The organism is Aquabacterium commune, assembly GCF_004362855.1.
GTDB classification, from domain to species: domain Bacteria; phylum Pseudomonadota; class Gammaproteobacteria; order Burkholderiales; family Burkholderiaceae_C; genus Aquabacterium; species Aquabacterium commune.
Genome location: NZ_SNXW01000003.1, coordinates 132199 through 144486, shown reverse-complemented (window position 1 = coordinate 144486; position 12288 = coordinate 132199). Strand labels below are relative to the sequence as shown.

Below are 12288 nucleotides of genomic sequence, written 5' to 3'. Positions count from 1 at the left end.
ACAATTCGATACCAGCCTCGAGAAAGGCCCCAGACATGCCCCAGACAGGCCTCAATCGGCACCGAGCAGGCGGCGCACGCGCGCCAGGTCCTCGGGGGTGTCCACGCCTGCGCCGGGCGCTTGTGTGGCCAGGTGGACAGCGATGCGCTCGCCATGCCACAGAACGCGCAGTTGCTCCAGCGACTCGACCGTCTCCAACGGGCTGACCGCGAGTTGCGGGAATCGGCGCAGGAAGCCGGCGCGGTAGCCGTAGATGCCGATGTGGCGCAGCGGCGTGCCAGCACCCGTGGCCGGCGTGGCTGGCGCGGGGGCATCGCGCCACCAGGGGATCGGCGCGCGGGAGAAATACAGGGCGCGTCCTTGCGCGTCGGTCACGACCTTCACCACGTTCGGGTTGGCGAAGTCGGCCGCGCTGTCGATGGCGTGGGCGGCGGTGCTCATGACGCAGTCGCTGCGGGCGTCCAGGACGTCGGCGCAGGCGTTGATCAGGGCGGGGTCGATCAGCGGCTCATCGCCCTGCACGTTGACGATGCGGTCCTGGCCGTCCAGGCCCAGCAGGGCACAGGCTTCGGCCAGGCGGTCGCTGCCCGTGGGGTGGTCGGCGCGTGTCAGCACGGCCTGCACGCCATGTTGCTGGCAGGTTTGCAGGATGCGCTCGCTGTCCGTGGCCACGACCACGCGCGACGCCTGGCTCAAGGCCGCACGCTGCGCCACGCGTACCACCATGGGCAGGCCGGCGATGTCGGCCAGGGGCTTGTCGGGCAGGCGCGTGGACGCCAGCCGCGCCGGGATCAGCACGGTGAACCCCATGGCTCAAGCCCCGGCCGCCGGGGGCTGGCTCAGCGGGTTCACGGGCTCTTCCGGGAAGGCATCGAGTGCCACGGCCTCGTTTTCCAGCATCACGGGGATGCCGTCGCGGATGGGGTAGCCCAGGCGGTCTGCCGTGCACACCAGCAGGTCACCCTGGGCGTGGTGGGGCGCGCGTTGCAGCGGGCCTTTGCAGACGGGGCAGACCAGCAGTTCGATCAGTCGGGTGTCCATGGCAGTGGGGCTCGGTGGGGCTCAGGGTTGAACTGTGTTGGGGCGTCGAGGGGGCTGCGCGGCACACACGACCGCGTCGATGGCCGCGTCCAGGGCTGTCCAGAACGCAGGCTCAGGGCGGAAGTCTAAGACCGAGACCCAGACCCGCGTGTTCGGGCGCTCCAGCGCGAGCCGTTGCGGGTCCAGCTTGACGGCGTCTTTTTCGGTGACGATGAGGTCGCGCACCTCGGCAGGCCAGGGCAGGGTGGCGAAGCCGTGGTGGTCGGGCAAAGGACAAGTCTGCAGCTGCCAGCCTTGGGCTCGCAAGGCGTCGAAAAACCGGTCCGGGTGGGCGATGCCGGCCAAGGCCCAGGCGCCCGGTGTGGCCTGGGGCGAGGGCGCTGGGGTCGTTTGGGTGCCGGCCCACCAGTCCGCCAGGGCGCGCACATCGCCAAGTTCGCGCACGCCGACATGGCCGGGCAGGGGCGTGCTGGGCCGCGCCGCGTTGTAGAGCACCAGGGGCGGCGCGGTCACGCCCGGGCCTGCCGCGGTGTCCAGGGGTTCGCGCAATGGGCCCGCCGGCAGCAGCCAGCCGTTGCCAGCGCCGCGTTCGTCGAACACCACGACCTCGATGTCGCGCTGCAGCGCCAGGTGCTGCAGGCCGTCGTCACACACCAGGATGTCGATGTCGGGGTGCGCCCGCAGCAGCGCGCGGCCATCGACGGCGCGCTTCGGTCCCACCATGACGGGCACGCCCGTGCGCCGGAAAATCAGCCAGGGCTCGTCGCCGGTGTCGCGCGCGCTCCAGGTGCTGACGCTGTCGCGGTCCAGCAAGCGCGGCTGGGCGGGGTCGATCGTTACGCCGTAGCCTCGGCTGAGCACACCGGGCGTCAGGCCACGTGCCTGCAGGTGTTGGAGGATGGCGATGGTGACCGGCGTCTTGCCCGCCCCACCGACGATGCGGTTGCCCACCACCAGCACGGGCACGGGCAGTTTGTCAGCGTGCAGCCACCCCCGCGCGCTGGCCAGGCGACGCAGCGCGACGACCATGCCCATCAGGCAGGACACAGGCCACAGCGCACAGGCCAGCGGCCCGCGACGCAACCAGGCGCGCTGCAGGGTGCTGGCCAGGCTGCTCACTGTGCGGTGGCTGCTGTGGGTGCAGTCGGGGCAGCGGGCGCCCCGCTTTGCCCTTGCGTGGCAAACGTCAGCTGGGTCAAGCCCACACGGCGCGCGGCGTCCATCACGTTGATCACGCTCTGGTGGGTGGCAGCGGCATCGGCCTTCACCACGACCACCACGTCCCGCGAGGTGCCGGCTTCGGCGCTCAGGCCTGCGGCCAGGGCTTCCACGTTGCGGCCTTCCAGCGTGCGCTGGTTGACCATGTAGCGCCCGTCGGAGGCCACCAGCACCTGCAACTCCTTGGGCCGCACCGACGCTGCCTGCGCGTTGGCCGCGGGCAGGTTGATCTTCAGCTCGGTCATGCGCGAGTAGGTGGTGGTGAGCATCAGGAAAATCAGCACCACCAGCAGCACGTCGATGAACGGGATCAGGTTGATCTCGGGTTCCTCGGGCGCGTGTCGCTTGCGAAAATTCATCGGCATGGCGGTGTCCGTCCGGGCGTCAGCGGCGCGGCGTGCTCAGGCGCAGGATGTGCGGCACCATGCGGTCGGCAGACTGCTCCAGCGCCAGGGTGTAGCCCTCGATGCGGGCGCGGAAATGGCGGTAGGCGATCAGCGAGGGAATGGCCACTATCAGGCCAAACGCCGTGTTGTAGAGCGCCACCGAAATGCCGTGGGCCAGGTCGGCGGGGTTGGTGCCTGCGCTGGCTTGCGGGCCGGAGGCGCCGAAGATCTCGATCATGCCGATCACGGTGCCGAGCAGGCCCAGCAGCGGCGCCGCGCTGGCGATGGTGCCCAGCGCGCTGAGGTTGCGCTCCAGGCGGTGCACGGCGTCGCGGCCGGCCGACTCGAAGGCGCCGCGCAGGTTCGCTTCGGTGATGCGTTGCTCGGCGGCGGCGGCCCGCAGGCCCTGAGCCAGCACCAGGCCCAGGATGGAGTTCTCGGCCAGCTTGGTGAGCGTGTCGGCCGGGGGCAGGGCGGTGCGCGTCACCGACATCACCTCATCGACCAGGCGCGGCGGCGCCACTCTGCTCTCCCGCAGGCTCAGGAAACGCTCGATGACCAGGGCGAGTGCCACGATGGAACACAGCACCAGCGGCACGATGGGCCAGCCTGCGGCTTGTAAGATGGACAGCAAATCAGACTCCCTGGTAAGGCGCGATGCCTGGGCCGCCTGGGGCGACACAAGGCCTGAACAGCGCATGATTATGGGGCTGATCCTGGCCCAGTCTGGGCGAGATGCGCCATGGGTGCGGTCGCAACTGGTGTCCATCTGCAACGCTCGGCGGACTTGGTCAATGCACCCCGTGCAACGCGCCGAAGTCGTCCACCGATCCTGTGGATAACTTTGTGGGTAAGCCTTGCGCATGGCCCCGCAAGCCGCATCAACATTGGCTTGCTCTCACATTGCTGAATTTTTAAGCAGCTGTTTTTCCTTGAAAATCAATCACTTATGACGTCATTAAGGCTTCGTGACAGGCTGGGGCAGCGTTTGAGCCACGCTGGCGCGAATTGTGGACTTGTCTCGCGAGGTGGCGCATGGTAGAGGCAGGAAACGACGCTGCGGGCGGCGTTTTGGGAAGCACTGGGGGGCGGCCCCGGGTCTGGGGTGTCGGCGCTTTGGTGCAGGCCGTGGGCGACACGCTGGCCGCGCGTTTTGGCAGCTGCGTGGTGCGTGGCGAGATCAGCGGTTTCACGCGGGCCGCCAGTGGCCATGGCTACTTCACCCTCAAGGACGAGCACGGCCAGGCCGCCATCCGCTGCGCCATGTTCCGGCGGGCCTTGTCGCAGGTCGAGTTCTCACCGGGCGAGGGCATGCTGGTCGAGGCGCGCGGGCAATTGGCTGTGTACGAAGCCCGCGGCGAGTTGCAGCTGGTGGTCGATGGCCTGCAGCGTGCAGGCGCCGGTGCGCTGTACGAGCAGTTCCTGCGCCTGAAAGCGAAACTGGAAGCCGAGGGCCTGTTCGATGCTGGCCGCAAGCGCCCGCTGCGGGCCTTCCCCGGGCGTGTGGCGGTGGTCACGTCCTTGCAGGCCGCGGCCTTGCGCGATGTGCTGACGGCTCTGGCGCGCCGGGCGCCGCACGTCGAAGTGGTGCTGCTGCCGTGTTCGGTCCAGGGCGTGGAGGCCCCCGCCCAGATCGTGCAGTCGCTGGCCCAGCTGGCGTTGGCGCACCACGGCGGCTGCCGCTTCGATGCGGCCATCGTCTGCCGCGGCGGGGGGGCGCTGGAAGACCTGTGGGCCTTCAACGACGAGCGTGTGGTCCGTGCCATCGCTGCTTGCCCTGTGCCCGTGGTCAGTGGCGTCGGGCACGAAACCGATGTGACCTTGGCCGATTTCGCCGCCGACCTGCGCGCGCCCACGCCCACGGCGGCGGCGGAACTGGTGGCCCGGGATCAGGCCTCGGCCCTGGCGGAGATCGCTGCCCATGCCCGGCACCTGCAGCACCGCGTCCACCAGCGGCTGGACACCCTGAGCCAGCGCCAGGACAGCGCCGCTTTGCGCCTGGCTCGCCCTTCCCAGTTGCTGGCCCAGCACCGCCAGCAACTCGCGCTGCTCGACCACCGTCTCCCGGCGGCTTGCAGCATGCAGGTGCAGCGCACCGGCCAACAGCTGCCCGCGCTGCAGACCCGCCTGCTGCGCGCCGCGCAGACGCAGGCCTGGCGCCACCAACAATCGCTGGCGCACCTGGAAACGCGCCTTCACGCGCTCGACCCCCAGCGTGTGCTGGAGCGAGGCTATGCCTGGCTGAGCAACGCCGAAGGCCAGCCCGTGCTCAGCGCGGCGGCGGTCCAGCCCGAGCAGGCTGTCCAGGCCGTGCTGGCCGACGGGGTGTTGCGCATGCGCGTCACCGACGTCTTGCCTCGCGGGCCGGCGTCCTGAGCGTTGGCGAGACTGGCGCGCGGCACAAGCGCCACCCAGGCGCTGAACAAGCCCCGTGCCGCGGCCGGTCATCTGGCTGAAAGCGTGGGGCCGGTGCGCGGCATGCCTACAATCTCCCCAAAAGATCCCTTCCCCCCACAACGGACCTCCAAGGAAAGCACCATGGCACACACCCTTCCCGCACTGCCGTACGCCCAGGACGCACTGGCGCCGCACCTGTCGAAGGAAACCTTCGAATACCACTACGGCAAGCACCACCAGGCGTACGTCACCAACCTGAACAACCTGATCCCCGGCACCGAGTTCGAGAACCTGGCCCTGGAAGAGATCATCAAGAAGTCCAGCGGTGGTGTTTACAACAACGCCGCCCAGATCTGGAATCACACCTTCTTCTGGAACTGCATGAAGCCCAACGGCGGCGGTGCACCGACCGGCGCGCTGGCCGACGCCATCAACGCCAAGTTCGGCAGCTACGACGCTTTCAAGGAAGCCTTCACCAAGTCCGCCGTGGGCAACTTCGGTTCGGGCTGGACCTTCCTGGTCAAGAAGGCCGATGGCTCCGTGGACATCGTCAACATGGGCCCGGCTGGCACCCCGCTGACCACCGGTGACAAGGCCCTGCTGACCGTTGACGTCTGGGAGCACGCCTACTACATCGACTACCGCAACGCCCGTCCCAAGTTCGTCGAGGTCTTCCTGAACTCGCTGGTCAACTGGGACTTCGCTGCTGCGAACTTCGCTTGATGTCTGCCTGAGCGGTTCACCCCGCATCGCGCACCAAGCCGGGCCTGCCCCGGCTTTTTTCATGCCGTTTTCAGGCCCTTTTCGTGCTCTTTTCCTTGGACCTGGACAGAACGTTTCCCGTCCAATGCCCAGACGTCTTCCGCACAAGGCCATCGCAGGCAGGGCACAAAAAGGGTTTGCGCGCCATTTGCACAAGCTCCAGCGCAAAGCAACTTCAACAGTGCTACAGTGGTGTCGGTTTCAAAATAAGCCCTTCCCGTCGCCCTTGCTGGATCTCTGTTTCTCGGCAGTCAGCAAGGCGGGTCGCAATCCGCCAACCGGTCAAGCCGTGTCGCGGAAGGTTGTCCAACCAGCCAACGTCTCAGGAAACCTGAGAGTAAGGTGAGCGAAAATGATGCAGCAGTTCAGGTCGAACTCGTACCTGTTCGGGGGCAATGCCCCATACGTTGAAGAGTTGTACGAGGCTTACCTCGACAACCCCGGTTCGGTGCCAGACAACTGGCGCTCCTACTTCGACGCCCTCCAGAACGTTCCTGCTGTGGATGGCTCCGACCACCGCGATGTGGCGCATGCCCCCGTGGTCGAGTCTTTCGCTCAACGTGCGAAGGCCAACGCCTTCATGATCAAGACCAGTTCGGCCGACCTCGCTGTCGCCCGCAAGCAGGTCCACGTCCAGTCCCTGATCGCTGCTTACCGCTTCCTGGGCTCCCGCTGGGCCGACCTGGACCCGCTCAAGCGCCAGGAACGCGCCAAGATCCCCGAGCTTGAACCGTCCTTCTACGACTTCACCGAGTCGGACATGGACATCACCTTCTCGGCGACGAACACCTACTTCACCAAGGCCGAGCACATGACCCTGCGCGAAATCGTGCAGGCCTTGCGTGAGACGTACTGCGGCAGCATCGGCGCCGAGTACATGCACATCACCGACCCCACCGAAAAACGCTGGTGGCAGGAAAGCCTGGAGAGCACCCGCTCCAAGCCGACCTTCAGCGCCGAGAAGAAGAAGCACATTCTCGAGCGACTGACTGCAGCCGAAGGTCTGGAGCGATTCCTCCACACCAAGTACGTTGGCCAAAAGCGCTTTTCGCTGGAAGGCGGTGAATCCTTCATCGCCTCGATGGACGAACTCATCCAGCGCGCCGGCGAAAAGGGCGTGCAGGAAATCGTCATCGGCATGGCCCACCGCGGCCGCCTGAACGTGTTGGTCAACACGCTGGGCAAGCAACCTGCCGAGCTGTTCTCCGAGTTCGAGCACACCGCGCCTGAGAACCTGCCCGCTGGCGACGTGAAGTACCACCAGGGTTTCTCCAGCGATGTCTCCACCGCTGGCGGCCCGGTTCACCTCTCGCTGTCCTTCAACCCCTCGCACCTGGAAATCGTCAACCCGGTGATCGAAGGCTCGGTCAAGGCCCGCATGGACCGCCGTGGCGACGCCAAGGGCACGCAAGTGCTGCCGGTGCAGGTGCACGGTGACGCCGCCTTCGCAGGCCAGGGCGTCGTGATGGAAACGCTGGCGCTGGCCCAGACCCGTGGTTACTACACGGGCGGCACGGTGCACATCGTCATCAACAACCAGATCGGCTTCACCACCTCCGACCCGCGCGACACCCGCTCGACGCTGTACTGCTCCGACGTCGTCAAGATGATCGAAGCCCCGGTGCTGCACGTCAATGGCGACGATCCGGAAGCCGTGGTGTTCGCCACCCAGCTGGCCCTGGACTACCGCCAGCAGTTCAGCAAAGACGTGGTCGTTGACATCGTGTGTTTCCGCAAGCTCGGTCACAACGAGCAGGACACGCCGTCGATGACCCAGCCGCTGATGTACAAGAAGATCGGCCAGCATCCCGGCACCCGCAAGGTGTACGGTGACCGCCTGGTCGGTGGCGGCACGCTGCCCCCCACCGGTCCGGACGACATGGTCAAGGGCTACCGCGCCGCCATGGAAGCCGGCAAGCACACGGTGGACCCGGTGCTGACCAACTTCAAGAGCAAGTACGCCGTTGACTGGACGCCCTTCTTGAACAAGAAGTGGACCGACTCCGCCGACACGGCCCTGCCGCTGGCCGAGTTCCGCCGCCTGGCCGAGCGCATCACCACCGTCCCCGCCAACTTCAAGCCTCACCCGCTGGTGCAGAAGGTCATCGACGACCGCGCCGCCATGGGCCGAGGCGAAGTCAATGTGGACTGGGGCATGGGCGAGCACATGGCGTTTGCCTCGCTGGTGGCTTCGGGCTACCCGGTGCGCCTGTCTGGCGAAGACTGCGGTCGTGGCACCTTCACGCACCGCCACTCGGTGCTGCACGACCAGAACCGCGAGAAGTTCGACGAGGGCACCTATGTCCCCCTGCAGCACGTGGCCGACAACCAGGCCCCGTACGTCGTCATCGACTCCATCCTGTCCGAAGAGGCCGTGCTGGGCTTCGAGTACGGCTATGCCGGCTCCGACCCCAACAGCCTGGTCATCTGGGAAGCGCAGTTCGGCGACTTCGCCAACGGCGCCCAGGTGGTGATCGACCAGTTCATCGCGTCAGGCGAAGTGAAGTGGGGCCGTGCCAATGGCCTGACCCTGATGCTGCCGCACGGCTACGAAGGCCAGGGCCCCGAGCACAGCTCGGCCCGCCTGGAGCGCTTCATGCAGCTGGCCGCCGACAACAACATGCAGATCGTGCAGCCGACCTCGGCCTCGCAGATCTTCCACGTGTTGCGTCGCCAGATGGTGCGCATGTTCCGCAAGCCGCTGGTCATCATGACGCCGAAGTCGCTGCTGCGTAACAAGGACGCGACCTCGCCGCTGACCGAGTTCACCCGCGGCGAGTTCCGCACCGTGATCGGTGAGGTGGACGAGGCCATCGACAACAGCAAGGTCAAGCGCCTGATCGCCTGCTCGGGCAAGGTCTATTACGACCTGGTCAAGAAGCGTGCCGAGAAGAAGGCGACCGACGTGGCCATCATCCGCGTCGAGCAGCTCTATCCCTTCCCGCACAAGGCTTTCGCGGCCGAGGCCAAGAAGTACCCGAACCTGACCGAAATGGTCTGGTGTCAGGACGAGCCTCAGAACCAGGGCTCCTGGTTCTTCGTGCAGCACTACATCCACGAGAACATGGCCGACGGTCAGAAGCTGGGTTATGCGGGCCGTCCCGCCTCGGCTTCGCCGGCAGTGGGTTACGCCCACTTGCACCAGGAACAGCAAAAGGCTTTGCTGGACCAGGCTTTCGCCAAGCTCAAGGGCTTCGTTCTCACCAAGTAAGGTCATGGCAGGCGCTTTGCGTCGCCCAGACCGGTCCGGCCCGGACAGGCTCAGCCTGACGGTCCGGACGGTGGCGAGCAAGGCGGCTGCCGCAGGAGATACACATCATGGCAATCGTTGACGTCAAGGTTCCCCAACTTTCTGAATCCGTGGCCGAAGCCACGCTGCTGCAATGGAAGAAGCGCCCCGGCGAAGCTGTCGCTGCGGACGAAATCATCATTGAAATCGAGACCGACAAGGTCGTGCTGGAAGTGCCCGCACCGGCCGCTGGCGTGATCGCACAACTCGTCCGCAACGACGGCGACACCGTCGCCAGCGACGAGGTCATCGCCCGCATCGACACCGAAGGCTCTGCTGCGGTCAGCCCGCTGGAAATCAAGCCAGTGGCCGCCGTTGCTTCGGCCCCTGCGGCTGCCGCACCTGCCGCCACCGGTGGCAACAAGGGCGATGTGGCCATGCCCGCCGCCGCCAAGCTGCTGGCCGACAACGGCCTGAGCACGGCGCAAGTCGCGGGTTCCGGCAAGGACGGCCGCGTGACCAAGGGCGACGTGCTGGCCGCCGTGGCCGGTGGCGCCAAGCCTGCCGCAGCGCCTGCGGCTGCCGCGATCCCGACCGGTGTGCCCACCAAGGCCCTGCCGGCCGTGAGCATCCCCACCGGTCCGAACACCCTGGGCGAACGTCCTGAGCAGCGCGTGCCGATGAGCCGCCTGCGTGCCCGTGTGGCCGAGCGCCTGCTGCAGTCGCAAGCCACCAACGCCATCCTGACCACGTTCAACGAAGTGAACATGGCCCCGGTGATGGAGATGCGCAAGAAGTTCCAGGAAAAGTTCGAGAAGGAACACGGCGTCAAGCTGGGCTTCATGAGCTTCTTCGTCAAGGCGGCAGTGCATGCCCTGAAGAAGTACCCGGTGATCAACGCTTCGGTCGATGGCAACGACGTGGTCTACCACGGCTACTTCGACATCGGCGTGGCCGTGGGCTCGCCCCGTGGCCTGGTGGTGCCGGTGCTGCGCAATGCGGACCAGATGACCTTCGCTGAAATCGAGAAGAAGATCGCTGAATTCGGTGCCAAGGCCCGTGACGGCAAGCTGGGTCTGGACGACCTGACCGGCGGCACCTTCTCCATCTCCAACGGCGGCACCTTCGGTTCGATGCTGTCCACGCCGATCATCAACCCGCCGCAGTCGGCCATCCTGGGCGTGCACGCCACGAAGGACCGCGCCGTGGTGGAAAACGGTCAAGTGGTGGTGCGCCCGATCAACTACCTGGCGATGTCCTATGACCACCGCATCATCGACGGCCGCGAAGCCGTGCTGGGCCTGGTGGCCATGAAGGAAGCGCTGGAAGATCCGGCCCGCCTGCTGTTCGACATCTGATGAGTTTTGCGGCCGGGCGGTCCTCACGAGGGACCGCTCGGACTTGCATTCCCGCCCCACAAGGATCTTCCCCAAGCCATGTCCATCGCCGATGAACTCGACAAGCTGAGCACGCTGCAAGAGCGCGGCGTGATCACGCACGAGGAGTTCCTCAAGCTCAAGGCGCGCCTGGTGGATGGCTTTGAGCCCACGGTGCCTGTTGCCGCGACACCGCCCTCGCTGCCCGACACGGCGCTGCGCCGCGTGCGCGACGACCGCTGGCTGGGTGGCGTGTGCGGCGGCCTGGCGCGCATGCTGGGCGTCGAGTCCTGGCTGGTGCGCCTGGCCTTCACCTTGCTGTTCCTGCTGTGGGGCACGGGCCTCATCTTCTACATCCTGCTGTGGATCTTCGTGCCCGAAGAGTGACCACGGCCTGAAAGACACACAACCATGTCCCATCAATTCGACGTCATCGTCATCGGCGCCGGCCCCGGCGGCTACATCGCGGCCATCCGCGCGGCCCAGCTGGGCTTCAAGGTCGCCTGCATCGACGAGTGGAAGAACGCCAAGGGCGGCGCAGCCCCCGGCGGCACCTGCACCAACGTGGGTTGCATCCCATCCAAGGCGCTGCTGCAGTCATCAGAGCACTACGAGCACGCGGCCCACCACTTCGCTGACCACGGCATCTCGATGGACAACCTGTCCATCGACGTGGCCAAGATGGTCGCCCGCAAGGACACCGTCGTGAAGCAGAACAACGACGGCATCCTTTACCTGTTCAAGAAGAACAAGGTCAGCTTCTTCCATGGCCGAGGCTCTTTCGCCAAGGCGGTCGATGGCCAGTACGAAGTGGCCGTGACTGGCGACAAGCCCGACACCCTGACTGCCAAGCACGTGGTCATCGCCACGGGTTCGAACGCCCGCCAGCTGGCCGGTGTGCCCTTCGACGAAAAGCTCATCCTGTCCAACGACGGCGCATTGGCGCTGGGCGAAGCGCCGAAGAAGCTGGGCGTGATCGGCTCGGGCGTCATCGGCCTGGAGATGGGCTCGGTCTGGCGCCGCCTGGGTGCCGATGTCACCGTGCTCGAAGCCATGCCGACCTTCCTCGGTGGCGTGGACGAGCAGGTCGCCAAGGAAGCCCAGAAGCTGTTCACCAAGCAAGGCCTGAAGCTGCAGCTGGGCGTGAAGATCGGCGAGATCAAGACGACCAAGAAGGGCAAGGCGACCGGCGTCAGCGTGGCATACACCGACGCTGCTGGCGCAGAACAAATCCTGGAGTGCGACAAGCTGATCGTCTCCATCGGCCGCGTTCCCAACACCATCGGCCTGAATGCCGAAGGCGTGGGCTTGCAGCTGGACGAACGTGGCGCCATCGTGGTGAACGCCGACTGCCAGACCAACCTGCCCCATGTGTGGGCGGTGGGTGATGTGGTCCGCGGCCCGATGCTGGCGCACAAGGCAGAAGAAGAGGGTGTGGCGGTGGCCGAGCGGATCGCCGGTCAGCATGGCCACGTGGACTTCGACATCATCCCCTGGGTGATCTACACCAGCCCGGAGATCGCCTGGGTCGGCAAAACCGAACAGGCGCTGAAAGCGGAGGGCCGGTCCTACAAGGCCGGTTCCTTCCCCTTCATTGCGAACGGCCGCGCCCGTGCGCTGGGTGACACCAACGGCTTCGTCAAGTTCCTGGCCGATGCCAACACCGACGAGATCCTGGGCGTCCACATCATCGGTCCGTACGCCAGCGAGTTGATTTCGGAAGCGGTGGTGGCCATGGCCTTCAAGGCCAGCGCCGAAGACATCGCCCGCATCTGCCACGCGCACCCCAGCCTGAGCGAAGCCACCAAGGAAGCCGCGCTGGCCATCGACAAGCGCACGCTGAACTTCTGAAGTCTTCCTCCGCTAAAGTGAGAAGGGG

The 12288-nt window shown here is 66.2% G+C and carries 11 protein-coding genes; 6 read left to right on the top strand and 5 right to left on the bottom strand.

The window, feature by feature from the left end; genetic code table 11:
• Positions 1-51: 51 nt before the first annotated feature.
• From kdsB to EV672_RS06865, 5 genes are read right to left on the bottom strand one after another with little or no spacing between them, the layout of a single operon-like run.
• The gene (kdsB, locus tag EV672_RS06885; protein WP_133607633.1) at positions 52-810 is read right to left on the bottom strand and encodes a 3-deoxy-manno-octulosonate cytidylyltransferase; all 759 of its coding nucleotides are present in this window, start codon (positions 808-810) and stop codon (positions 52-54) included.
• Positions 811-813: 3 nt separating this feature from the next.
• The gene (locus tag EV672_RS06880) at positions 814-1041 is read right to left on the bottom strand and encodes a Trm112 family protein (protein ID WP_133607631.1); all 228 of its coding nucleotides are present in this window, start codon (positions 1039-1041) and stop codon (positions 814-816) included.
• Between the two features lie 21 nt (positions 1042-1062).
• Positions 1063-2160 carry a tetraacyldisaccharide 4'-kinase gene (gene lpxK / locus EV672_RS06875; protein ID WP_133607629.1) on the bottom strand — a complete coding sequence of 366 codons (1098 nt, stop codon included), beginning with the start codon at positions 2158-2160 and terminating at the stop codon, positions 1063-1065.
• A complete protein-coding gene (locus EV672_RS06870) occupies positions 2157-2618 on the bottom strand; it encodes an ExbD/TolR family protein (RefSeq protein WP_133608190.1) in 462 nt (153 codons plus the stop codon). Before EV672_RS06870 ends, lpxK begins: the two co-directional genes overlap by 4 nt.
• Before the next feature lie 25 nt (positions 2619-2643).
• On the bottom strand, positions 2644-3279 hold the full coding sequence (locus EV672_RS06865; RefSeq protein ID WP_133607627.1) for a MotA/TolQ/ExbB proton channel family protein: 636 nt from the start codon (positions 3277-3279) through the stop codon (positions 2644-2646).
• A 401-nt stretch (positions 3280-3680) separates the two neighbouring features.
• Between EV672_RS06865 and xseA the strand changes: the two genes are divergently transcribed.
• The 6 genes from xseA to lpdA all read left to right on the top strand — a co-directional run bounded on the left by xseA (position 3681) and on the right by lpdA (position 12260).
• Complete coding sequence (xseA, locus tag EV672_RS19000; protein ID WP_243738568.1) at positions 3681-5021, top strand: exodeoxyribonuclease VII large subunit; 1341 nt, start codon at positions 3681-3683, stop codon at positions 5019-5021.
• A 162-nt stretch (positions 5022-5183) separates the two neighbouring features.
• Positions 5184-5765: a superoxide dismutase gene (locus EV672_RS18995; RefSeq protein WP_243738567.1), complete on the top strand. Its 582-nt coding sequence runs from the start codon at positions 5184-5186 to the stop codon at positions 5763-5765.
• Positions 5766-6156: 391 nt separating this feature from the next.
• A complete protein-coding gene (locus tag EV672_RS06855; protein ID WP_133607625.1) occupies positions 6157-9015 on the top strand; it encodes a 2-oxoglutarate dehydrogenase E1 component in 2859 nt (952 codons plus the stop codon).
• Between the two features lie 107 nt (positions 9016-9122).
• Positions 9123-10391, top strand: coding sequence for a 2-oxoglutarate dehydrogenase complex dihydrolipoyllysine-residue succinyltransferase (odhB, locus tag EV672_RS06850; protein WP_133607623.1), 1269 nt, complete (start codon positions 9123-9125; stop codon positions 10389-10391).
• A 78-nt stretch (positions 10392-10469) separates the two neighbouring features.
• Positions 10470-10796, top strand: coding sequence for a PspC domain-containing protein (locus tag EV672_RS06845; RefSeq protein ID WP_133607621.1), 327 nt, complete (start codon positions 10470-10472; stop codon positions 10794-10796).
• Positions 10797-10820: 24 nt separating this feature from the next.
• Positions 10821-12260 carry a dihydrolipoyl dehydrogenase gene (gene lpdA / locus EV672_RS06840; protein WP_133607620.1) on the top strand — a complete coding sequence of 480 codons (1440 nt, stop codon included), beginning with the start codon at positions 10821-10823 and terminating at the stop codon, positions 12258-12260.
• Positions 12261-12288 lie beyond the last annotated feature (28 nt).